This window comes from Kutzneria kofuensis (assembly GCF_014203355.1).
Classification (GTDB): Bacteria; Actinomycetota; Actinomycetes; order Mycobacteriales; family Pseudonocardiaceae; genus Kutzneria; species Kutzneria kofuensis.
The window spans coordinates 4,316,078-4,338,149 of sequence record NZ_JACHIR010000001.1; the positions used below are offsets into that span (position 1 = coordinate 4,316,078).

Here is a 22,072-nt window from a genome sequence, read left to right on the forward strand (position 1 = left end):
GCCCCTAGTTCACCTGTCCGTGCCGGCCACGAGCAACCCGATTCGGTAGGAGATGGCGACGGCGTGTGCCCGATCACGCGCCCCGAGCTTGCGCAGCATCCCCTTGATGTGGGTCCGGACCGTCTCCACGGACACGAAGAGTGCTGCGGCGATCGCGCGGTTCTCGAGGCCGTCCGCGATCAGCTGGAGCACCTCGAACTCGCGCCGGGTCAGCACGCAGCTCGCCGGCTGCCCGTCCGCGTCGGCGGCCGCGAGCAGCGGGGCCAGCGTCGGGTCGACGTAGCGGCGGCTGATCGGCGTGTTGTGGATGGCCTGCAGGACCTCCGGCGGCTCCGCGTGCCTGGGCACAACGCCGCGGGCGCCCCGGCGAAACGCCCGCTGGGCGTACTCCGCCGTGCAGTGCGCCTCGCGGAGCACCGTGAGCACCACCAGGCGGTCGTTCTGCTCGGTGAGCAGCCGGGTGAAGTGGCCGAGCGGGTCCAGCGCGGAGTCGACGAGCAGCACGTCCGGGCGGTGTCGCTCGTGCAGCTGCACGGCCGTGCGGTGATCGCGGGCGGCGCCGCTCCAGTGCAGGCCAGGGGTCCGGTTGACCAGCGCGGACAGGCCCTCGCGGAACAGCGGCACCTGGTCGAGCAGGGCGACGCCGATGGTGGCCTGGCTGCGCCGCTGGGCCGGGGCGGTGGGCTGGCCCGCGACGTGTGGTGCCGTCATGTGGAGGGGACGCGCGGCTGGTCCGCGCCTGACGTGGCCAACTCTCGGAGCAGCGCTTTTATCCCCCGTGTGGGGGACGCCAGCGCCAGTTGTTCACCTATCTGAAAGTCAGTCACAAATGTGACTCAATACCCCGGGAAGGGTTCCGCGCGCGGAAATACGCACGTAGGACCTACGTCACACATCCTGAGTGGATGCCGGGTCCGTCCGCCGCCGGATCGCGGTCTTCCGCACGGAACCGACTCCCGCGGGTCGGATCAGAGAAACGAGGCGATCTGGCGTGCAGCAAACGGAGGGTCTGCCGGCACGGCGGAACATCAACAGAGGAACGCTGTTCTTCTTCGGTGCCCTCGGCGGCATCCTGTTCGGCTACGACCTGGGCGTCATCTCAGGTGTCCTGCTGTTCATCAAGAAGATCTGGAACCTCAGCGGGCTCCAGCAGGGCTTCGTCAACGGCGCCCTGGCGGCCGGCGCCATCATCGGCGCGTTGACCGTGATCAAGCTGGCCGACGGCCTCGGCCGCCGGCGCACCATCATCGTCGCGGCCACCGTGTTCGCGCTCGGCACCATCGGCTGCACCTTCGCGCCGAACTTCGAGACGCTGGTGGCGTTCCGGTTCATCGTCGGCATCGCGGTCGGCGCGTCGTCCGCGACCGTGCCGACGTACCTGGCCGAGCTGGCCCCGGGCAAGGTCCGCGGCATGCTGGCCTCGCTGAACCAGCTGATGATCGTCGGCGGCATCCTCATCGCGTACATCGTCGACGACATCCTGGCCGACTCCGGCAACTGGCGGGCCATGATCGCCGCGGCGTTCATCCCCGCGATCATCCTGCTGGTCGGCATGCTGCGTATGCCCGAGACGCCGCGCTGGCTGCTCAAGAACGGCCGCGAGGACGAGGCCCGGGCGGTGCTGTCCAGCACGCTGCAGGGCCAGGGCGTGGACGAGGAGTTCGCCGAGATCAAGGAGGTCATCCGGCTCGACGGCCAGCAGCAGAAGGGCACGCTGCGCGACCTGACCGCCAAGTGGGCCCGGCCGGCCCTGATCGTGGCCCTGATCCTGGCCATCGGCCAGCAGTTCTGCGGTGTCAACGCGGTCAACACCTACGCCCCGATCATGTTCAGCAACCTGGGCTACGGCGCGTCCGCAGCGCTGCTCGCGTCCGTCGTGCTCGGCATCGTGAAGGTGCTGTTCACGGTGGGCGAGATGTTCGTGGTGGACCGCTGGGGCCGCAAGCCGCTGCTGCGCGTGGGCGCTGTGCTGATGGCCGTCACGCTGATCGTGCTCGGTCTGTGCGTGAACTTCATCAAGGACACCAGTGTCGTCGGCCCCATCACCCTGGTGCTGCTGATCCTGTTCCTCGCCGGCTACGAACTCGGCTGGGGCGCGGTGGTCTGGGTCATGATCGGCGAGGTGTTCCCGCTGAAGGTCCGCGGCATCGGCACCGGCACCGCGAGCGTCGTGCTGTGGGCGGCGACGTTCACCATCACCTTCGTGTTCCCGGTGATGTACACGGGCCTTGGCCTGGCCGGTGCGGCGTGGATCTTCGCCGCCGTCTGCGTGATCCTGGTGGTGCTGGTGAGCAAGTTCGTGCCGGAGACCAAGGGGCGCACGCTGGAGCAGATCGAGCTGGACCTGCGCGAGCGCGTGAACGTCTGAAAACTGTCCGACCCCCTGGGTAGCGTGGCTTCATGGCTACCCGACTGGACAACGTGGTCGTCGACGCGGCCGACCCGCTCGCACTCGCGGGCTTCTGGTCGGCCGCGCTCGGCGTGCCGATCACGTATCAGGACGAGAACGAGGTCGATGTCGGCTTGCCCGGCTTCGACCTCTGTTTCGTTCCGGTGTCCGACCCCAAGGTCGAGCAGAACCGCGTGCACCTCGACCTGGCCAGCCAGTCGGCCGAGGACCAGGTCGCGATCGTCGACCGCGTGCTCGGTCTCGGCGCCCGGCATGCCGACGTCGGTCAAGGCCCCGATGTGCCGTGGGTCGTGCTCGCCGATCCCGAGGGCAACGAGTTCTGCGTGCTGGAGGCCCGTGACGAGTACCGCGGCATCGGTCCCGTCGCCGCCGTCGTCGTCGCCGCCCACGATTCCCTTGCCATGGCCCGATTCTGGTCCGAGGCCACCGGTCGTCCGCTGAGCCGCTCCGGTTCCAACTGGGCGTCGCTCGCCGCCGATGCGGGCGCTTGGCTGGAGTTCATCGACAGTCCCGCCACCAAGTCCGCCAAGAACCGCGTGCACCTCGACGTCCGGCCCCGGCCTGACGACGACCAGGCCGCCGACGTCGCCCGCCTGCTCTCCGCCGGCGCCTCGCCCGCCGATGTCGGCCAGGGTGACACGCCGTGGACCGTGCTCGCCGACCCCGAGGGGAACGAGTTCTGTGTGCTCCGCCCGGCGGGCTCATCCATCCGAACGGGCGATTAGGGCCTTACGACTCTGCGGAGTGCCGCTGGGGCTGCGTACCGTGCTGATCGCGCGGCGATCCGCGCACGTGTGGAGAACTCGTCCTGCGGACGCCCCCCGACGCAGGACGAGCCATCCACCGAGTCGCGCTCACCTGCCGGCTCGTCGTTCACCCGATCGTCGAGCCGGGACGGTGACTCCCTTGGACCTCATCGCCTTCGTCCCCACGACCGACCTTCCCCGTGCGGTCGCCTTCTACGGCTCCGTCCTCGGCTGGTACGTCCCCGACATCCGCGCCACCATCGCCGAGCTCACCTCGCGCGGTGGCACCTTCACTCGCTACGACGGCATGCCCCAGGACTCCCTCGGCGTCTGGACCACCCCACCGGCGACCGGATCGCCTGGTTCCCCGATCCCGACGCCAACACCCTCTCCCTGACCCAGTTCGCGTGACCGTGCCGCAGCCGGCAAGGCCTTGAAAGCGAAGGGAACGCGCTCGAAACCTTCGCGGAGGCGAGGGAGGGCAAGGGAACATGAGAGGGGGAAAGCGAAGGAAGGGAGACAGTGGCGAGGGCTGGAGGCACTCAGCGTTGACGACCCACGCCCCATCCCCTCAGGGCCCCGCCAACCCACCGTGGGGTCAAGGGGGCGAAGCCCCCTTGCTTGGGGCGTGGGGCGAGAGCCCCACAAAACGCGGCGAGGGGCCCAGGTTCGCGCTGTCCGCGAACACAGGCCCCTCGGCACCGAGCGGGTGACGGGAATCGAACCCGCGTTTACAGCTTGGGAAGCTGTCATTCTACCATTGAACTACACCCGCATGATCGTCCGTAGCTTACACGATGAGGCGGGGGCGTCCAGCACTCGGGGTGGGCGGCTACCCTGTCTGGGTGCTGCTGAGTGACCGGGACCTGCGCAAAGAGATCGAGTCCGGACGGCTGGTGTTGGAGCCGCTGGATGTGGATCTTGTTCAGCCGTCGAGCATCGACGTGCGGCTGGACCGGTTCTTCAGGGTGTTCAACAACACCAAGTACACGCACATCGACCCGAGTCGCCAGCAGGACGACCTGACGACGCTGGTGGAGACGGAGGGGGAGGAACCCTTCGTCCTGCACCCGGGGGAGTTCGTGCTGGGCTCGACGTTCGAGCGGGTGAGCCTGCCCGACGACCTGGCCGGGCGGTTGGAGGGGAAGTCCTCGCTGGGACGGCTGGGGCTGCTGACGCACTCGACGGCGGGGTTCATCGACCCGGGCTTCGAGGGGCACATCACGCTGGAGCTCTCCAACGTCTCGAACCTGCCGATCACGTTGTGGCCGGGCATGAAGATCGGCCAGCTGTGTCTGTTCCGGCTGGAGAGCCCGGCGGAGCACCCGTACGGGTCGAAGCAGGCGGGCTCGAGGTATCAGGGCCAGCGCGGGCCGACGCCGTCGAGGGCGTACCTGAACTTCCAGCGCACGGACACGAGGCGCTGACAACTCACTCGGCGACGAACTCCCGGCCGTAGCGGGCGAGCACCCGGGCACGAAGGGCCTGGTCCTCGCGGGGCACGGGCTCCAGGAAGATCTCGTCGAGCGCGGGGAACTCGGCGGTGAGCTCGGCGGCGATCCGGACGCAGGCGCGTTCGAGGTCGGCGGCGCCGAGGTTGTCGTCGAAGTCGAGACGGGCACAGAGCAGCACGCGGTCGGTGCCGGTGAGCATGGTGAGCAGGTCGACGACCACCTCGACCTCGGGGGCGGCGGCGAGCCGGGCACGGACGGCCCGCACCATGACGGCGTCGGCCTGGCGGCCGATGAGCAGGCCCCGGTTGGTCCGCCCGAGCACATAGGCGCAGCCGGCGAGCAGCACGGCGATGAGCAGCGAGGCGACGCCGTCGTAGACGACGGAACCGGTGAGCTCGTGCAGCAGCAGCCCGAAGAACGCCAGCAGCAGGCCGATGAGGGCGGCGGCGTCCTCGAAGAACACGGTCTTGGCGGTGGGATCGTCGATGTCCCGCAGGTACTTCATGATCGTCGTGCCGTCCTCGGCGGCCTCCTTGCGGATCTGCACGACGGCCCGGGCCAGCGACACGGACTCCATGGCGAAGCCGAGCGCGAGCACGATGTACGCGACGGTCGGGTTGCCCTCATCGGTGCTGCCGCTGACCAGAGCGTCGTAGCCCTGGATGAATGCGAACACGGCGCCGGAGGTGAAGATCGACACGGCGGCGAGCAGCGACCAGAAGTAGCGCTCCTTGCCGTAGCCGAAGGGATGCCTGCGGTCGGCGGGCCGCTCGGACCGGCGCAGCGCGGTCAGCAGCAGCGCCTCGGTGATGGAGTCGGCCACGGAGTGCCCGGCCTCGGCGAGCATGGCGGCGGAGCCGCTGATCACGCCGGCCACGGCCTTCATCAGGGCGATCCCGACATTGATGCCGAGCGCCACCAGGACGGTGAGTGTGCTCTCACCGCTGCCTTCGTCAGCCACGATGCCCACCGTAACCGAGTTGGGACGCAACCGGGTGATGAGATCACGCGTCCTGTCATGTTCACCTGAACAGTCGCCGATGGACAGAGGCTTTCCCTTGCGGCGTAAGGCAACCGATGCGACGAACGAGGCGTCTCCTGACCACGATCGAACACCACCGCAGGGGGGAACTTTCCGATGAGGCGCTTCGCCGTGGCGGCCCTGGCCGTCGGCCTACCACTACTGTCCGTCGCCACCGCGCAGGCGGACACCAACACCGTCACCATCACGGGTGTCGCCTGGAAGGACGTCAACGGGGACGGCGTCCGCCAGCCCGACGAGCCGCTGCTGCCCGGCATCAAGGTCGGCCACACGACCACCGACGCGACCGGGCACTACACGCTGCACGACCAGTCCGCCGACCCGTCGGTGCAGGCCAGCCAGTTCAGCATCGACGACGGCAGGTTCGTGCTGACCCGCCCGCACCAGGGCGGCACGGCCACGGACTCCGACTACGACTGGGTGAACGGCTGGCTGGAACTGCGCCAGACGCCGGTCGACGGCGTGATCGACAACATCGACGTGGGCTACATGCCCACCAGGTCGGACGCCGCCGTGAAGGTGACGCCGTCGCAGCCCGACCCGGTGCACGTCGGTGACGACGTCACGTACCAGCTGGACATCACGAACAACGCCTTCCCGTCCTACGTCACCGTGGAGGTGGCCTTCCCGGACGGCGTCACACTCGACCCGTACCAGGGCCCGAGTTCGGGTGCGACGCAGGTGGGCCCGACCACGCTGGACATCGACTTCCTCCGCAACCAGGAACCGAACGCACCCCGCACCCGCACGGTCAGCGCCAAGGTGACCAAGCCGATCGACGGCCGGGTCACCGCGAAGCTGCTCACCGCCCAGGCGGACATCGACCCGGGGAACAACGAGGCGTCGGCGCCGCTGGTCGCCGTGGCGCCGACGACAACGACGACCCAGCCGGCGCCGACCACGACGGCGAAGCCGACGGCCAAGCCGCAGCCGGTGACACAGACCGCGCAGCTGGCGAACACCGGTGTCGACCCGGTGTGGCCGCTGGGCGCGGGCCTGGTGTTGCTGGCGGCCGGCGTCGGCACGGTCGTCCTGGCCCGACGTCGCCGCGCCTGAACAGAAAACCGAACAGAAAAGGGGCGGTGCCACGAACGGCACCGCCCCTTGACGCGTACAGCTACACCTTCGCGGGCTGCTCGTCACCACGCTTGACCGCGGCGAGCAGCAGCTGCGCCACGTCGACGACCTCGACGTGCTCGCCGGCGGCCTGCTCCGACTTCCGCGCGGTCAGGCCGTCGCTGAGCATCACCCGGCAGAACGGGCAGCCGGTGGCGATCTTCGTCGGCGCGGTGCCGAGGGCCTCGTCCACCCGCTCGACGTTGATCCGCTTGCCGATCCGCTCCTCCATCCACATCCGCGCGCCGCCGGCGCCGCAGCACATGGAACGGTCGCCGTGCCGCGGCATCTCCCGCAGCTCGGCCCCGGTGGCGCCGACGAGCTCACGCGGCGCGTCGTAGACCTTGTTGTGCCGGCCCAGGTAGCACGGGTCGTGGTAGGTGACGTCCTCGGCGATCGGCGCCACCGGCACCAGCCGCTTCTCCCGCACCAGCCGGTTGAGCAGCTGCGTGTGGTGCACGACCTCGAACGTGCCGCCCAGCTGCGGGTACTCGTTGGCCAGGGTGTTGAAGCAGTGGGCGCAGGTGACGACGATCTTGCGCTTGCCCGGCTCGCGGCCCTCGAAGACGGTGTTGAGCACCTCGACGTTCTGCTGCGCCAGCATCTGGAACAGGAACTCGTTGCCGGCCCGCCGCGCCGGGTCGCCGGTGCAGGTCTCCTCCGGCCCGAGCACCGTGTACTTCACGCCGGCGTTGTGCAGCAGCTCGGCGACGGCCTGGGTGGTCTTGCGGGCGCGGTCCTCGAACGCCCCGGCGCAGCCGACCCAGAACAGGTACTCGACGTCGTCGGCCAGCTCGCCGTCGAACACCGGCACCTCGAACGGCAGGCCCTCGGTCCAGGCCAGCCGGTCCTTGGCGTTCTGGCCCCACGGGTTGCCCTTGTTCTCCAGGTTCTTGAACATCCCGCCCAGCTCGGTCGGGAAGTTCGACTCGATCAGCACCTGGTAGCGCCGCATGTCGACGATGTGGTCGACGTGCTCGATGTCGACCGGGCACTGCTCGACGCACGCGCCGCAGCTGGTGCACGACCACAGCACGTCCGGGTCGATGACGCCCATCTCCTCGGCGCCGCCGATCAGCGGCCGGCCGGACTCGGCCAGGGCAAGCACGTCGATCTTGGCCAGCCGGGCCTCGGCGTCGTCGCCGACGATGCCGATCTCGTCGCCGGCCATGTCCTTGCGGCCGCCGGCCAGCAGGTACGGGGCCTTGGCGTAGGCGTGGTCGCGCAGTTGGGTGATCACCAGCTTGGGCGAGAGCGGCTTGCCGGTGTTCCAGGCCGGGCACTGCGACTGGCAGCGGCCGCACTCGGTGCAGGTGCTGAAGTCCAGCCAGCCCTTCCAGCTGAAGTCCTCGATCTTGCCGGCGCCGAAGACGTCCTTCTCGGGGTCGGCCTCCTCGAAGTCCAGCGGCTTGCCGGCGCTCATCATCGGCCGCAGCGCGCCGAGCGCCACCCCGCCGTCGTCCTCGCGCTTGAAGTAGATGTTGAAGAAGGCGCTGAACCGGTGCCAGGCCACGCCCATGGTCAGGTTCCTGGCCACGACGGCGAGCCAGATCATGCCGGACAGCAGCTTGATGATCGCCATCACGGACACCAGGTCCGGGTTGGCCGGCAACAGGTGGCCGAGCGGGCCGGAGACGAAGTTGGCCCACAGCGGCTGGTCCTCCAGGCCGCTGGCCTCCTTGAACGCCTTCACGCCGAGGATGCCCAGGCCCTCGATGATGACCACGGCCTCGACGAAGTAGGCCTGCTTGAAGTTCGAGCCGGCGAACCGGGACAGCCGGTCGGCCCGCCGCGGGTGGTTGAGCTGGCGGATGACCGCCAGCGCCACGCCGCCGACCACGGTGCCGACGCCGAGGACCTCGGTGACGAAGTTCCACACGGCCCAGTCGCCGATGACCGGCCAGTGCCAGGCCGGCACGAAGACCTCGCCGTAGGCCTCGAACAGCACGAGCGAGCCGATCAGGAAGCCCCACATGACCAGCCAGTGCCACGGCGCGACGGTGCGCACCTTGGCCATCCTGGTGTGCGCCGCGAACTCCTTGACCAGGGTGGCGAGCCGGGGCAGGAACGGGCCGTTGCGGGTGGGGTCGGGCTGGCCCAGCCGGATGGTTCGCACCTGGCGCAGCACCGCGGCGACGAACATGCCCCACGCGACGACGCTGACGGCAACACCGATCACGCCGAGCGTGACCTGCAGAGCACCCATTGCTCCCTCGCCCTTCCGTTTCGGACAAGTCGTCCGGGAAGCCTAATCGAAGTTACTGGTCGGTAACTACTTGACGTGGCGTGGCTCGCACCACTCCGGGAACACCGGCCGGGGCTCTCGCGTTGGACGAGCAGGAAGCTTGAGCGGACTGGACTCAACTCCGGTCCGTTTGGCAAACTTGAGTCGACGCTGCTCAACCGGCAGCGGTGCACAGTTCAGGGAGGCAGTTCAATGGCGCGTGCGGTCGGCATCGACCTGGGGACGACCAACTCCGTCGTCGCCGTCCTTGAGGGCGGTGAGCCGACGGTGATCGCCAACTCCGAGGGTTCGCGTACCACCCCGTCCATCGTGGCGTTCGCCAAGAACGGCGAGGTTCTGGTCGGCCAGCCGGCGAAGAACCAGGCCGTGACCAACGTGGACCGGACCATCCGCTCGGTCAAGCGGCACATCGGCACGTCCTGGACGCAGGAGATCGACGGCAAGGCGTACACCGCGCAGGAGATCTCCGCGCGGGTGCTGATGAAGCTGAAGCGGGACGCGGAGGCCTACCTGGGCGAGGAGATCACCGACGCGGTGATCACCGTCCCGGCCTACTTCGAGGACGCGCAGCGGCAGGCCACCAAGGAGGCCGGCCAGATCGCGGGCCTGAACGTGCTCCGCATCGTCAACGAGCCCACCTCCGCCGCCCTGGCCTACGGCCTGGACAAGGGCGAGAAGGAGCAGACCATCCTGGTCTTCGACCTGGGTGGCGGCACCTTCGACGTCTCGCTGCTGGAGCTGGGCGACGGCGTGGTCGAGGTGCGTGCGACGTCCGGTGACAACCACCTGGGCGGCGACGACTGGGACCAGCGGATCGTCAACTGGCTGGTGGAGAAGTTCAAGTCCGCCAACGGCATCGACCTGACCAAGGACAAGATGGCGCTGCAGCGGATCCGGGAGGCCGCGGAGAAGGCCAAGATCGAGCTGTCCTCCTCCTCCACCGCCAGCATCAACCTGCCCTACATCACCGTGGACAGCGACAAGAACCCGCTGTTCCTGGACGAGACGCTGTCGCGGGCCGAGTTCCAGCGGATCACCGCCGACCTGCTCGACCGCTGCCGCGCGCCGTTCAACAACGTGATCAAGGACGCGGGCATCAAGATCGGCGACATCGACCACGTCGTGCTCGTCGGCGGTTCGACGCGTATGCCGGCCGTGACCGAGCTGGTCAAGGAACTGACCGGCGGCCGTGAGCCGAACAAGGGCGTGAACCCGGACGAGGTCGTGGCCGTGGGCGCCGCGCTGCAGGCCGGCGTGCTGAAGGGCGAGGTCAAGGACGTCCTGCTGCTGGACGTCACCCCGCTGTCCCTGGGCATCGAGACCAAGGGCGGCATCATGACCAAGCTCATCGAGCGCAACACCACGATCCCGACCAAGCGGTCCGAGATCTTCACCACGGCCGACGACAACCAGCCGTCCGTGCAGATCCAGGTCTTCCAGGGCGAGCGCGAGATCGCGGCGCAGAACAAGAAGCTCGGCATGTTCGAGCTGACCGGGCTGCCGCCGGCCCCGCGTGGCGTGCCGCAGATCGAGGTCACCTTCGACATCGACGCCAACGGCATCGTGCACGTCCAGGCCAAGGACCTGGGCACCGGCAAGGAGCAGTCGATGACCATCACCGGCGGCTCGGCGCTGCCGAAGGACGACATCGACCGCATGATCCGGGACGCCGAGGAGCACGCGGAGGAGGACAAGCGCCGCCGCGAGGAGGCCGAGACCCGCAACCAGGCGGAGACGCTGGTCTACAGCACCGAGAAGTTCATCAAGGACAACGACGAGAAGCTGCCGGCCGACACCAAGGAGAAGGTGCAGGCGGCCATCGTCGAGGCGCAGGAGGCCCTCAAGGGCACCGACATCGGCGCCATCAAGTCCGCGGTGGAGAAGCTGGCCACCGAGTCCCAGGCGCTGGGCTCCGCGCTGTACGCCAACGCCCCGGGCGCCGAGGGCGCGGCCGCCGGTGACGCCGGCGCCGCCGGTGCGCAGGCCGGCCCGCAGGCCGACAACGTGGTGGACGCCGAGATCGTGGACGAGGACCCGAAGAAGTGAGCGACGAGCAGGAGCAGCCGGTGGTCGTGAACGACCGCCGACGGATCGACCCGGAGACGGGCCAGCTCCGCGAGCCGGAGCCGGGCGAGCTGGCCGAGGAGACCGAGTCCGTCGGCCGGCACGCCGCCGACGAGCCCGCGGCCGACCCGGCAGCGGAGCTCAAGGCGCAGCTGGACGAGCGGACCGCGGACCTGCAGCGGCTGCAGGCCGAGTACGCCAACTACCGCAAGCGGGTGGAGCGGGACCGCGAGGTCAACGCGCTGGCCGCGAAGGGGCAGATCGTCACCGAACTGCTGGGCGTGCTCGACGACGTGGAGCGGGCGGCCGCGCACGGCGACCTGACCGGCGCGTTCAAGTCGGTCAGCGACAAGCTGGCGGCCGTGCTCCAGGCCAGCGGCCTGGAGCCGTTCGGCCACGAGGGTGAGGAGTTCGATCCCTCGGTGCACGAGGCGGTGCAGCACAACACCTCGGCCGAGGTGACCGGTCCGACCGTGACGGCCGTGCTGCGGCGCGGCTACCGGTTCGGCGAGCGCCTGCTGCGGCCGGCGCTGGTCGCGGTCACCGACCATGAGCCGGCGTCCGCTGAATAAGTCGAAAGTTCGAGGAGGGAGGGACGCCCGGTGAGCGCTCGGGATTGGATCGACAAGGATTTCTACGGCGACCTGGGCGTCTCCTCCGACGCCTCGGCCGACGAGATCAAGAAGGCGTACCGGAAGCTGGCCCGGGAGCTGCACCCCGACGCCAACCCGGGTGACGCCAAGGCCGAGGCCCGCTTCAAGGCGGTGTCGCAGGCCTACGGCGTGCTGTCGGACGCGGAGAAGCGCAAGCAGTACGACGAGGCGCGGCGGCTGTTCGGCTCCGGCGGGTTCCGGCCCGGCGGGGGCGGCTTCGGCGGCGGCACCAGCTCGTTCGACCTCGGCGACCTGTTCGGCGGGGCCCAGGCGGGCGGCGCCGGCGGTCTCGGCGACCTGCTCGGCGGCCTGTTCAACCGGGGCGGCCGGGCCTCGTCGGCGTCCGCGACGCGGGCCCGGCGCGGCGACGACGTCGAGACCGACGTGCGGATCGACTTCGTGGAGGCGGTCAAGGGCGCGACGGTGCCGCTGCGGCTGTCCAGCCCGGCGGCCTGTGGCACCTGCGGCGGCTCCGGCGCGAAGCCGGGCACCACGCCGCGCACCTGTCCGACCTGCAAGGGCGCCGGCCTGGTCAGCCGGAGCCAGGGCGCGTTCGCGTTCAGCGAGCCGTGCCGCGACTGCCGGGGCACCGGCAAGATCATCGACGACCCGTGCCCGGAGTGCGGCGGCGAGGGCGTGAGCACCAAGGTGCGCACGCTCACCGTGCGGATCCCGGCCGGCGTCGACGACGGTCAGCGGATCCGGCTGGCGGCGCAGGGTGAGCCCGGACGCAACGGCGGCCCCAACGGCGACCTGTTCGTGCGGGTCCACGTCACGCCGCACGCGGTGTTCGGACGTTCCGGTGACGATCTCACGGTGACGGTTCCGGTGACCTTCCCCGAGCTGGCGCTGGGCACCACACTGACGGTGCCGACGCTGGACTCGAAGGTCAACGTGAAGGTGCACCCGGGCACGGCCAGCGGCCGGATCCTGCGGGTGCGCGGCAAGGGCATCGAGCGCAGGGACGGCCGCAAGGGAGACCTGCTGGTGACGCTCCAGGTCGCGGTGCCGTCGCGGCTGGACGGCAAGGCCGAGGAGGCGCTGAAGGCGTACGCCGAGGCCACCGCCGGCCACGACCCGCGGGCCGAACTGGACGCGCTGCTGGGAAAGGGTGACACGTGATGGGCAACCCGTTCTCGTTCCCGCCGGGAGCCAACGAGGACACCCCGGTGTTCGTGATCTCGGTGGCGGCCCAGCTGTCCGGGCTGCACGCGCAGACGCTGCGCAGCTACGACCGGCTCGGCCTGGTGTCGCCGGGCCGGGCCAGCGGCGGCGGCCGGCGCTACTCGGCCCGGGACATCTCCCTCCTCCGCGAGGTGCAGCGGCTGTCCCAGGAGGAGGGCGTCAACCTCGCCGGCATCAAGCGCATCATCGACCTGGAGAACCAGGTGGACGCGCTCAAGGCCCGGCTGACCGAGGTGCTGGAGGAGCTGGCCGCGGCCCACGCGGCGGCCGAGCAGGCGGCGGCCGCGGTGCACGCCTCGTACCGGCGGGACCTGGTGCCGGTACGCCAGCAGCAGTCGATCGTGGTCTGGAAGCCCAAGCAGCAGTAGGCGAGACAGCAAAGGCCGGCGGATGCGTCCGCCGGCCTTTGTCGTGTTCTCAGTCCAGGGTGAAGGGGTCGTAGCGGATGTGGTCCAGCGGGGTGCCCGCGACCAGCATCCGGGAGACCGTGGCTCTGATCATCGCCGGGGAGCCGCAGACCAGCACCTCGCGGTCGGACCACGAGCCGTAGCGGGTGACGACGTCGGCCAGCGAGCCGTGCTCGTAGCCCTGCAGGCCCGGCTCGGACTCCACCACGGGCACCACGGTCAGCCACGGGTTGCTCTGCGCGATGCGCTGCAGGTTCTCCAGGTCGTACAGGTCCTCACGGGTGCGACCGCCGACGAACAGGTGCACCCGGGGGTTCTCGCCCCACTGGGCCAGGTTGTCCACGATCGCGCGCATCGGCGAGACGCCGGTGCCGCCGGCGACCATCAGGATGTCCCGGTCGCTCTCGCGGTCCACGGTGAGCCGGCCCATCGGGGCGCCGAGCCGCCACTGGTCGCCGACCTGGGTGTGCGCCACGATCGAGCGGCTGACCCAGCCGCCGTTGACGGCCCGGATGTGGAACTCGATGGTGCCGTCGTCGCGCGGGGCGTTGGCCGGGCTGTAGTAGCGCCACAGCCGGGGCCGCTGCGGGGTCTCCACGCTCACGTACTGGCCGGGCAGGTAGGGCACCGGGTAGTCGGGCTGCACCCGCACCATGGCCAGGCCCCAGCTCAGCCGCTTGTGCTCGACGACGGTGGCCGGCCAGAAGGCGGGGCCCTCGTCGGCGGCCGCGGCCTCCTGCATGGACCGGGCCATGATCGTGTAGGCCTCGGCCCAGGCCCGCTCGACCTGCGGCGTCCACGACTTGCCGGCGAACTTCTTGATCGCGGCGAGCAGCGCGGTGCCGACGGCCTCGTAGTGGCTGGCGACCACGCCGAACTTGCGGTGGTCCCGGCCGAGCTGGCGCAGGAACGGGATCAGGTCGTCGGGGCGGTCGACCATCTGCACGACGTGCACCAGGGCGCGGAGCAGGCGGCTGCGCTGCACCTGCATGTTCACCGGGAACATGTCACGGGTGGTCGGCGCGAGGCTGAACAGCATCCCGTAGAAGAACTTCGCAACCTCGTCCGCGCACGGCTCGACGACCGCGAAGCTCTCGCGAATCATCCGCACCATCGCGGTGACACCAGGTGGCGGTTCGCGGTGTGGGTTGGTCGAAGGCAAGGGGTTCAACACGGCGTTGGCTGTCATGGTCCGGGCGCAGTCTCCACGTAGTCAGGGGCACCTGGCAAGGCGCCCCGTGGTCAAGCATCCGTCCCCCGACGGGGTGGACCCTAACTCGACATCGAGTCTTTGTGGGACTTGATGCCACGTTCGAGTGGACTGGGGTAACTAACCGTTGACAGACCTTCCCACGAACGGGCGAAGAATGGGCCGGGGGTGTGCAGAACGCGGCCGACATGACACGGTGGATCACCGTGACCCCCGTCCACCTTGCTCCGACCGGTACCGCTGGTCCCGAGCTGCTCCAGCTGGAGCTGTCGGATGCGCCGTCCCCCGCGGTGACCGACATCACCCTGCACCCCGACGATCCGCTCGGCGAGACGCGTGACGCCGAGCACTTACCCGGTTCCCGCGGCGAGCACCTCCTGCAGCGCGCCTTCGGCACCGTGGACCGGGCCAACCGGTTCTATCGCGATCAGGTCCTCGACCATCTCAACGACGAGATGCGCTCCTTCGTTACCCGCATGGACATGGCCTTCATCGGCACCTCCGACGCCGCCGGCGAGTGCGACGTGACCTTCCGCGCCGGCCCGCCCGGCTTCGTGCAGGTCCTCGGCGAGCGCTGGCTGGCCTACCCCGAGTACCGGGGCAACGGCGTCATGGCCAGCCTCGGCAACATCAGCGAGAACGCGCACGTCGCGATGCTGCTCGTCGACTTCGTCACCGACCTGATCGGCCTGCACGTCAACGGCCGGGCCCGTATCGTGGACGACGCCGAGCTGCGCGCCGTGCACCCCGACCTGCCGGCCGAGTTCGAGCGCGGCCGCACCCCGGAGCGCTGGGTGGTGCTGGAGGTGGTCGAGGCCTACATTCACTGCCGCAAGCACATCCCCAGGCTGGTCCCGGTCGACCGGACCCGGGACTGGGGCACCGACGACGGCCGCCGCAAGGGCGGGGACTTCTTCGGCGTCCGATCGGCCAGAACGGCGGCCCGCTAGCGGGGATCGGACACCCCGACCACTACGGTTTGACGTTCGTGTGACGCGGATGGAGGACCAGGAGTGGACGAGCACGATCAGGCTGACCGCCGGGAGGCAGCCCAGGCCGTGGAGCGGGCGCTGTCGGTGCTGTTCGGCCGGGCCCGCAGCTTCTCCCTCCAGGTCGCCAAGGAGGTCCACCCGGGGCTGGACACCGCCTCCTACGCGCTGCTCGTGCACCTGTACGAAACGGGCCCGGTGCGCGCCGCCGAGATCGTGGAGCGCACCGGCCTGGACAAGTCCACGGTGAGCCGGCAGATCGCCCGGCTGGAGGAGCTCGGCCTGCTGGAGCGGGCCGTGGACAGCGCCGACGGCCGGGCCCGCATCGTGCAGCTGACCGCCACCGGCCACGACCGGCTGGCCGCCGTCCGCGCCGACCGCCGCAAGTTGCTGCGGGAGCGGCTGTCGCACTGGTCCACCGACGACATGCACACGTTTTCCACCCTGCTGGATCGGCTGAACGAGGTGCTGTGATGGGGCCTTCGGCCGACGAGTCGCTCGAGTTCATCCGCCAGCTGCGGATGCTCAACCAGCTCCAGAACGCGGTCCGGATGCGGTTCTGGGACGACGAGTTCGGGCTGCACCCGGCGGCCGGCGCGCTGCTGGCCGACGTGGTGGCCCGGGGCGAGTGCCGGGTGTCCGACCTGGCCGAGCACCGTGTGGTCGACACCTCGGTGGTCAGCCGGCAGATCGCCCAGCTGCAGAAGGTCGGCCTGGTCGACCGCCGGCCGTCGCCGAGCGACGGCCGGGTGGCCCTGATCAGCCCGACCGAGCGGGGCGTCGAGGTGCTCGCTGGCTGGAAGCGGCGGCAGGCCGAGCTGATCCGCGGCGCGTTCGCGGACTGGGACGACGAGCGCCTGGCGGCGACCAACGGGGTGCTGCGCGAGCTGGTCGCGACGCTGCGGGCGACCTTGGAAGCGTGACCACCCGGACGGCGCAGTCCTGTGGATCGTCACCTGGGGATTGTGGACAACCGGGATACCGCTGGGGACAACCGCGATTCGCATGTGGGTGAACGCCGTATAGGCGGGTGCTGACCTGCCCCGACGGCGTTGGGTGACCCGGCTCACTCGGGTATGCTCTGACTTGAGCGGAACAGACTCAACTTTTCTGACGTTGAAGCGAGTGTCCCGAAGTCTCGCCCCGAAGGTGGGAGATGAACCAGTTCAACCCGACCACGAAGACGCAGCAGGCGGTGTCCGAGGCGGCGCAGGCCGCGACGATGGCCGGCAACCCCGACATCACGCCCGTGCACCTGCTCGCCGCGCTGCTGGCCCAGGGTGACGGTCTGACCGCCCCGCTGCTCACCGCGGTCGGGGCCGATCCGGCGCAGGTGCGCGCCGAGCTGGAGAAGCTCGCGCACTCGCTGCCGTCGGCGACCGGCGCCACCATGTCCGCCCCGCAGCTGTCCCGCGACGGGCTGCGGGTGATCACGCACGCCCAGCGGCTGGCCACCGAGATGGGCGACGAGTACGTGTCCACCGAGCACCTGCTGGTGGGGCTGGCCGCCGAGGGCGGGCAGGTCGCCGACCTGCTGCGCCGGCACGGCGCCACCCCGGACGCGCTGCGCGAGGCCTTCACCAAGGTCCGCGGCTCGGCCCGGATCACCAGCCCGGACCCGGAGGGCACCTTCCAGGCGCTGGAGAAGTACGGCGTCGACCTCACCCAGCGGGCCCGCGACGGCGAACTCGACCCGGTGATCGGCCGCGACGCCGAGATCCGGCGGGTCGTGCAGGTGCTGTCCCGGCGCACCAAGAACAACCCGGTGCTGATCGGCGAGCCCGGCGTCGGCAAGACCGCCATCGTCGAGGGCCTGGCCCAGCGGGTGGTGGCCGGCGACGTGCCGGAGTCGCTGCGCGGCAAGCGGGTCGTCGCGCTCGACCTGGGCTCCATGGTCGCCGGCGCGAAGTACCGCGGCGAGTTCGAGGAGCGGCTCAAGGCCGTGCTCAAGGAGATCACCGACTCCGACGGCCAGGTCATCACCTTCATCGACGAGCTGCACACCATCGTCGGCGCCGGCGCGACCGGCGAGGGCGCGATGGACGCCGGCAACATGATCAAGCCGATGCTGGCCCGCGGCGAGCTGCGCATGGTCGGCGCCACCACGCTGGACGAGTACCGCCAGCACATCGAGAAGGACCCCGCGCTGGAGCGGCGGTTCCAGCAGGTGCTGGTGGGCGAGCCGAGCGTGGAGGACACGATCGGCATCCTGCGCGGCCTCAAGGAGCGCTACGAGGTGCACCACGGTGTCCGCATCACCGACACCGCGCTGGTGGCCGCCGCGACCCTGTCCGACCGGTACATCACCGCCCGCTTCCTCCCGGACAAGGCCATCGACCTGGTCGACGAGGCCGCGTCCCGGCTGCGGATGGAGATCGACTCCCGGCCCGTCGAGATCGACGAGGTGGAGCGCGCCGTGCGCCGCCTGGAGATCGAGGAGATGGCGCTGGAGAAGGAGTCCGACCAGGCCTCCAAGGACCGGCTGGAGTCGCTGCGGGCCGAGCTGGCCGAGAAGCGCGAGCAGCTGTCCGCGCTGACCGCCCGGTGGCAGAACGAGAAGGGCTCCATCGAGAAGGTCCGGGAGCTCAAGGAGCAGCTGGAGCAGCTGCGCGGCGAGTCCGAGCGGGCCGAGCGCGACAGCGACCTGGGCCGCGCCGCCGAGCTGCGCTACGGCCGGATCCCGGCGCTGGAGAAGGAGCTCGCGGCCGCGACGGCGAGCACGCCGAGCGGCGACGTGATGCTCAAGGAGGAGGTCGGCCCGGACGACGTCGCCGACGTCGTCAGCGCGTGGACCGGCATTCCGGCCGGCCGGCTGCTCGAGGGCGAGACGGCCAAGCTGCTGCGGATGGAGGACGAGCTCGCACGGCGGGTCGTCGGCCAGGCCGAGGCGGTGCGCGTGGTGTCCGACGCGGTGCGCCGGACCCGGGCCGGCGTGGCCGACCCGGACCGCCCGACCGGCTCGTTCCTGTTCCTCGGCCCGACCGGCGTCGGCAAGACCGAGCTGGCCAAGGCGCTGGCCGAGTTCCTGTTCGACGACGAGCGGGCGATGATCCGGATCGACATGAGCGAGTACGCCGAGAAGCACTCGGTGGCCCGCCTGGTCGGCGCCCCGCCCGGCTACGTCGGCTACGACCAGGGCGGCCAGCTGACCGAGTCGGTGCGCCGCCGGCCGTACGCCGTGGTGCTGCTCGACGAGGTGGAGAAGGCCCACCCGGACGTGTTCGACGTGCTGCTGCAGGTGCTGGACGACGGCCGGCTGACCGACGGCCAGGGCCGCACCGTGGACTTCCGCAACACGATCCTGGTGCTCACCTCCAACCTCGGCTCGCAGGCCATCGCCGACCCGGTGCTGACCGAGCAGCAGCGCAAGGACGCGGTGCTGTCGACCGTGCAGCGGCACTTCAAGCCGGAGTTCCTCAACCGGCTGGACGACGTGGTGGTCTTCCACGCGCTGGCCACCGAGGAGCTGACCGCGATCGTGGACATCCAGGTGTCCCGGCTGGCCAAGCGGCTGTCGCAGCGCCGGCTGACGCTGGAGGTCTCGCCCGCCGCCCGCGACTGGCTCGCCCTCAACGGGTTCGACCCGGTGTACGGCGCGCGGCCGCTGCGCCGGCTGGTGCAGTCCTCGATCGGCGACCAGCTGGCCAAGGAGCTGCTGGCCGGCGAGATCCGGGACGGCGACACCGTGCTGGTCGACGTGGTGGAGGACAACTCCGGCCTGATGGTCGGCCGCGCCCTCACCAGCTGACCGGCAGCTCCCGCAGGGCCCGGACGATCAGCCCGTTCTTCCAGACGAGCCGGTCGTCCGGGACCGCGACCCGAAGATTCGGGAATCTGGCCAACACCGAGCGCAGCGCCAGACGCAGCTCGGTGTTGGCCAGATGCGCACCCAGGCAGTAGTGCGGGCCGTAGGTGTAGGTCAGATGGTCGCCGGCGTTCGGCCTGGTCACGTCGAACACGTTCGGGTTCTCGAATGCCTCCGGGTCGCGGTTGGGCACGTGCGGCGGCAGCATCACCGTCTCGCCGGCCCGGATCAGCTGACCGCCGAGTTCCACGTCCTCGGTGGCGGCCCTGGGCATGTCCGCGTTGGAGAACTTGACGTAGCGCAGGATTTCGTCCACGGCGTTGGGCACCAGGTCGAGGTCGCGGCGCAGCCGGTCGAACTGCTCGGGATGCCGGGACAGCGTCACGATGCCGTTGGCGAACTGGTTGACCGTGGTCTCGTGGCCGGCCACGAACAGCGTCTGCAGGTTGATCACCAGCTCGGCCTGGCTGAGCCCGTCGCCGTCGTCGCGGGCCTGCACCAGCGCGGTCGTCACGTCATCGCCCGGGTGCGCCCGCTTGTGCTCGATCAGCCCGCCCAGGTACGCCTGCAGGTCGTCCTGGGCGGCCAGGATCTCCTCGACCGGGTACAGGGAGACCGCCATCAGCTTCTCGGCCCAGTCGCGCATCCGCGCGATGTCCATGTCCGGCACGCCCATCAGCTCGCAGATGACCGTGATCGGCAGCGGCGCGGCGAACAGTCCCAGCAGGTCGGCGGGTGCGCCGTGGTCCTCGACGTCGTCCAGCAGCCCGTCGATGATCTGCTGGATCCGCGGCGCGAGCGCGTCCACCCGGCGCGGCGTGAAGGCCTTGGCCATCAGCCGGCGCACCCGGGTGTGTTTGGGCGCGTCCAGGTTGGTCACCACGTCCGGGGCGTCCGCGGTGGTGCTGGACTTCGGCGTCGCCGGGGTCATCGCCGCCTCGCGGCTGAACCGCGGGTCGGTCATCACCTGGCGGGCCGCCCGATAGCCCAGCACCAGCCAGCCCTCCGGCCCGCCGGCGCCGATCCGCACCCTGGCCACCGGGCCTTCCGCCAGCAGGGCCAGCGCCGCGGGGTCCGTGTCGAGCGACTGCGGCGTGTCGAACGGGATGACTGGAAGGCTCATCGTTACCCCTCGTCCGGAGAACTGACCCACTAGTGATCTTCGTTATCGGCCGGGCGGCCGCTACCCTGCCTGTTGTGATACCTGCGTGGGTCTGGTTCACGGCGTTCGTCGTCCTGGCAGTGGCAGGGCTGGCACTGCTGGCGACAGACCGCGCCCAACGCACGGCTCGTAACCGAGAGCGACGGCGTTGGGCGGGTCTGCGGGGCTGGCAGTTCGCCGAGACGGACCACGTGTTGCCGACCCGCTGGCACCACGGGGCCATCGCCTACTACGGCAGCGGCGTGGCCCGCGACGTCGTCGCCGGGTCCACCTTCACCGCCGACGGGCGGCGCCAGGTGTACGTGCTCGACCTGGAGAACGGCGGCAAGGTCAACTCCGTGCTGGTCGGCATCCGGTGCCGCCGCAGTCACCCGGTCGTGGTGGAGTTGTGGCTGCCCAGCGTGCCCTTCCAGCGGGAACAGATGCCGGACCTGCTCGGCCCGGTCGGCCAGCGCTACGCCTTCGTGTCCGACCTGACCGCCGCCCGCATGCTCATCACGCCCGACCTGGTCGAGGCGGCCGAGGAGATCGGCGGCGACGTCACCGTGGTCTGGCTGGAGGAGGACTGGGTGCTCGCGGCCGCCCCGCCCGGGGCCAGCCCGGCCCGGCTGGAGCGGCTGCTGCGCGACGTCGGCGAGCTGGCCGACGTGGTCGACCCGTTCGAGGCGGACACGCCCAGTAACGACGCGTCCGACGACAACCCCGGCGGCGAGGTCTACCGGCCCTCGTTCGGCGGCCGGAACGGGGCCTGAGGTCGAGGCCGAAGGATACGGCCGGCGGTGACTCGCCGGTAACGTTCGATGCATGGCCACCTGTCTCGTCACCGGATCCACCTCCGGCATCGGCGCCGCCTTCGTGCGCCGGTTCGCCGCCGACGGCGACCGCCTCGTGCTCGTCGCCCGTACCGAGTCCCGGCTGGTCGAACAGGCCGAGGAGCTCAAGCGCCGGTTCGGCGTCGAATCCGAGGTGCTACCGGCCGACCTGGCCACCGAGGCGGGGCGGGCGGCGGTGGAGGCCCGGCTGCGCGACGCCTCCCGGCCGGTCGACGTGGTGGTCAACAACGCCGGCTTCGGCACCTCCGGGGAGTTCTGGACCTCCCCTGTCGAGGACATGCAGAAGCAGTTGGACGTCAACGTCACGGCCGTGATGCGGCTGACCCACGCCGCCCTGGCGACGATGGTGCCGCGCGGCGCAGGCGTGATCATCAACGTCTCCAGCGTCGCCGGCTTCATGCCCGGCCGCGGCTCCACCTACTCGGCCAGCAAGGCCTACGTCACGTCGTTCACCGAGGGGCTGTCCATCGCGCTGGCCGGTTCCGGCGTGCGGCTGATGGCGCTGTGCCCCGGCTTCGTGCACACCGAGTTCCACCAGCGGGCCGGCATCGACATGAGCAAGACGTCCGAGCTGCTGTGGCTGGACGCCGACCAGGTCGTCACCGAATGCCTGGCGGATCTGGGGCAGGGCAAGGTGGTCTGCGTGCCGGGCCTGCAGTACAAGGCCATCGTCGGCGTCAGCCGGCTGGTGCCGCGCGGATTGGTGAGGAGGATCGCCGGGCGCGTCGCCGCCGGCCGCGGCCGGACATGA

At 70.3% G+C, this 22,072-nt stretch carries 20 protein-coding genes and 1 tRNA gene; 15 read left to right on the forward strand and 6 right to left on the reverse strand.

The window, feature by feature from the left end:
* Window positions 1-9: 9 nt before the first annotated feature.
* The gene (locus BJ998_RS19955) at window positions 10-711 is read right to left on the reverse strand and encodes a response regulator transcription factor (protein ID WP_184863783.1); all 702 of its coding nucleotides are present in this window, start codon (window positions 709-711) and stop codon (window positions 10-12) included.
* Window positions 712-991: 280 nt separating this feature from the next.
* Here BJ998_RS19955 and BJ998_RS19960 point away from each other — a divergent pair, with 280 nt between their 5' ends.
* The 3 genes from BJ998_RS19960 to BJ998_RS19970 all read left to right on the forward strand — a co-directional run bounded on the left by BJ998_RS19960 (window position 992) and on the right by BJ998_RS19970 (window position 3,553).
* Complete coding sequence (locus tag BJ998_RS19960; protein ID WP_312890227.1) at window positions 992-2,368, forward strand: sugar porter family MFS transporter; 1,377 nt, start codon at window positions 992-994, stop codon at window positions 2,366-2,368.
* A 32-nt stretch (window positions 2,369-2,400) separates the two neighbouring features.
* Complete coding sequence (locus BJ998_RS19965; protein WP_184863786.1) at window positions 2,401-3,135, forward strand: VOC family protein; 735 nt, start codon at window positions 2,401-2,403, stop codon at window positions 3,133-3,135.
* A 181-nt stretch (window positions 3,136-3,316) separates the two neighbouring features.
* Window positions 3,317-3,553, forward strand: coding sequence for a VOC family protein (locus BJ998_RS19970; protein WP_246488627.1), 237 nt, complete (start codon window positions 3,317-3,319; stop codon window positions 3,551-3,553).
* Between the two features lie 307 nt (window positions 3,554-3,860).
* Here the strand turns inward: BJ998_RS19970 and BJ998_RS19975 are convergent.
* Window positions 3,861-3,931 (reverse strand) — tRNA-Gly (locus BJ998_RS19975).
* A gap of 70 nt (window positions 3,932-4,001) precedes the next feature.
* Between BJ998_RS19975 and dcd the strand changes: the two genes are divergently transcribed.
* Window positions 4,002-4,583, forward strand: coding sequence for a dCTP deaminase (gene dcd, locus BJ998_RS19980; RefSeq protein WP_184863788.1), 582 nt, complete (start codon window positions 4,002-4,004; stop codon window positions 4,581-4,583).
* A 4-nt stretch (window positions 4,584-4,587) separates the two neighbouring features.
* Here the strand turns inward: dcd and BJ998_RS19985 are convergent, their stop codons facing one another.
* Window positions 4,588-5,571, reverse strand: a complete 984-nt coding sequence (locus tag BJ998_RS19985) for a cation diffusion facilitator family transporter (protein ID WP_184863790.1) — start codon at window positions 5,569-5,571, stop codon at window positions 4,588-4,590.
* Between the two features lie 177 nt (window positions 5,572-5,748).
* Between BJ998_RS19985 and BJ998_RS19990 the strand changes: the two genes are divergently transcribed.
* Window positions 5,749-6,708: an LPXTG cell wall anchor domain-containing protein gene (locus tag BJ998_RS19990; protein ID WP_184863792.1), complete on the forward strand. Its 960-nt coding sequence runs from the start codon at window positions 5,749-5,751 to the stop codon at window positions 6,706-6,708.
* A 61-nt stretch (window positions 6,709-6,769) separates the two neighbouring features.
* Here BJ998_RS19990 and BJ998_RS19995 read toward each other — a convergent pair whose 3' ends face one another.
* On the reverse strand, window positions 6,770-8,974 hold the full coding sequence (locus BJ998_RS19995; RefSeq protein ID WP_184863793.1) for a (Fe-S)-binding protein: 2,205 nt from the start codon (window positions 8,972-8,974) through the stop codon (window positions 6,770-6,772).
* Window positions 8,975-9,205: 231 nt separating this feature from the next.
* Between BJ998_RS19995 and dnaK the strand changes: the two genes are divergently transcribed.
* From dnaK to BJ998_RS20015, 4 genes are read left to right on the forward strand one after another with little or no spacing between them, the layout of a single operon-like run.
* Window positions 9,206-11,059 (forward strand): molecular chaperone DnaK, encoded by a 1,854-nt coding sequence (dnaK, locus tag BJ998_RS20000; protein WP_184863795.1) that lies wholly within the window; start codon window positions 9,206-9,208, stop codon window positions 11,057-11,059.
* Window positions 11,056-11,649, forward strand: coding sequence for a nucleotide exchange factor GrpE (grpE, locus tag BJ998_RS20005; protein WP_184863797.1), 594 nt, complete (start codon window positions 11,056-11,058; stop codon window positions 11,647-11,649). Before dnaK ends, grpE begins: the two co-directional genes overlap by 4 nt.
* Window positions 11,650-11,679: 30 nt before the next feature.
* On the forward strand, window positions 11,680-12,852 hold the full coding sequence (dnaJ, locus tag BJ998_RS20010) for a molecular chaperone DnaJ (protein WP_184863799.1): 1,173 nt from the start codon (window positions 11,680-11,682) through the stop codon (window positions 12,850-12,852).
* Window positions 12,852-13,283, forward strand: coding sequence for a heat shock protein transcriptional repressor HspR (locus BJ998_RS20015; RefSeq protein ID WP_184863801.1), 432 nt, complete (start codon window positions 12,852-12,854; stop codon window positions 13,281-13,283). Before dnaJ ends, BJ998_RS20015 begins: the two co-directional genes overlap by 1 nt.
* Window positions 13,284-13,332: 49 nt before the next feature.
* On the opposite strand, the gene BJ998_RS20020 is transcribed toward BJ998_RS20015, so the two are convergent.
* On the reverse strand, window positions 13,333-14,436 hold the full coding sequence (locus tag BJ998_RS20020; protein WP_184863803.1) for an FAD-binding oxidoreductase: 1,104 nt from the start codon (window positions 14,434-14,436) through the stop codon (window positions 13,333-13,335).
* 302 nt (window positions 14,437-14,738) lie between these two features.
* Between BJ998_RS20020 and BJ998_RS20025 the strand changes: the two genes are divergently transcribed.
* From BJ998_RS20025 to clpB, 4 genes are all read left to right on the forward strand, one after another.
* On the forward strand, window positions 14,739-15,482 hold the full coding sequence (locus tag BJ998_RS20025; protein ID WP_312890228.1) for a pyridoxamine 5'-phosphate oxidase family protein: 744 nt from the start codon (window positions 14,739-14,741) through the stop codon (window positions 15,480-15,482).
* 63 nt (window positions 15,483-15,545) lie between these two features.
* Window positions 15,546-15,995, forward strand: a complete 450-nt coding sequence (locus BJ998_RS20030; protein WP_184863807.1) for a MarR family winged helix-turn-helix transcriptional regulator — start codon at window positions 15,546-15,548, stop codon at window positions 15,993-15,995.
* Complete coding sequence (locus BJ998_RS20035; protein WP_184863810.1) at window positions 15,995-16,444, forward strand: MarR family winged helix-turn-helix transcriptional regulator; 450 nt, start codon at window positions 15,995-15,997, stop codon at window positions 16,442-16,444. The genes BJ998_RS20030 and BJ998_RS20035 overlap by 1 nt, the downstream gene beginning before the upstream one ends.
* A 233-nt stretch (window positions 16,445-16,677) precedes the next feature.
* Window positions 16,678-19,269, forward strand: coding sequence for an ATP-dependent chaperone ClpB (clpB, locus tag BJ998_RS20040; protein WP_184863812.1), 2,592 nt, complete (start codon window positions 16,678-16,680; stop codon window positions 19,267-19,269).
* On the opposite strand, the gene BJ998_RS20045 is transcribed toward clpB, so the two are convergent.
* Complete coding sequence (locus tag BJ998_RS20045; protein WP_184863814.1) at window positions 19,259-20,449, reverse strand: cytochrome P450; 1,191 nt, start codon at window positions 20,447-20,449, stop codon at window positions 19,259-19,261. The genes clpB and BJ998_RS20045 overlap by 11 nt on opposite strands.
* Window positions 20,450-20,526: 77 nt before the next feature.
* On the opposite strand from BJ998_RS20045, the gene BJ998_RS20050 reads away from it, so the two are divergent.
* Together BJ998_RS20050 and BJ998_RS20055 are read left to right on the forward strand one after the other, a co-directional pair.
* Window positions 20,527-21,240, forward strand: coding sequence for a TtfA family protein (locus tag BJ998_RS20050; RefSeq protein WP_184868802.1), 714 nt, complete (start codon window positions 20,527-20,529; stop codon window positions 21,238-21,240).
* Window positions 21,241-21,292: 52 nt separating this feature from the next.
* On the forward strand, window positions 21,293-22,072 hold the full coding sequence (locus BJ998_RS20055; RefSeq protein WP_184863816.1) for an SDR family NAD(P)-dependent oxidoreductase: 780 nt from the start codon (window positions 21,293-21,295) through the stop codon (window positions 22,070-22,072).

What these genes read in the sequence shown, in the direction of transcription:
- BJ998_RS19955 (WP_184863783.1), bottom strand. Translation starts at nt 711, where the DNA reads ATGACGGCACCACACGTCGCGGGCCAGCCCACCGCCCCGGCCCAGCGG.
- BJ998_RS19965 (WP_184863786.1), top strand. Translation starts at nt 2,401, where the DNA reads ATGGCTACCCGACTGGACAACGTGGTCGTCGACGCGGCCGACCCGCTC.
- BJ998_RS19990 (WP_184863792.1), top strand. Translation starts at nt 5,749, where the DNA reads ATGAGGCGCTTCGCCGTGGCGGCCCTGGCCGTCGGCCTACCACTACTG.
- BJ998_RS19995 (WP_184863793.1), bottom strand. Translation starts at nt 8,974, where the DNA reads ATGGGTGCTCTGCAGGTCACGCTCGGCGTGATCGGTGTTGCCGTCAGC.
- dnaK (WP_184863795.1), top strand. Translation starts at nt 9,206, where the DNA reads ATGGCGCGTGCGGTCGGCATCGACCTGGGGACGACCAACTCCGTCGTC.
- BJ998_RS20015 (WP_184863801.1), top strand. Translation starts at nt 12,852, where the DNA reads ATGGGCAACCCGTTCTCGTTCCCGCCGGGAGCCAACGAGGACACCCCG.
- BJ998_RS20020 (WP_184863803.1), bottom strand. Translation starts at nt 14,436, where the DNA reads ATGGTGCGGATGATTCGCGAGAGCTTCGCGGTCGTCGAGCCGTGCGCG.
- BJ998_RS20035 (WP_184863810.1), top strand. Translation starts at nt 15,995, where the DNA reads ATGGGGCCTTCGGCCGACGAGTCGCTCGAGTTCATCCGCCAGCTGCGG.
- clpB (WP_184863812.1), top strand. Translation starts at nt 16,678, where the DNA reads ATGAACCAGTTCAACCCGACCACGAAGACGCAGCAGGCGGTGTCCGAG.
- BJ998_RS20045 (WP_184863814.1), bottom strand. Translation starts at nt 20,449, where the DNA reads ATGAGCCTTCCAGTCATCCCGTTCGACACGCCGCAGTCGCTCGACACG.
- BJ998_RS20055 (WP_184863816.1), top strand. Translation starts at nt 21,293, where the DNA reads ATGGCCACCTGTCTCGTCACCGGATCCACCTCCGGCATCGGCGCCGCC.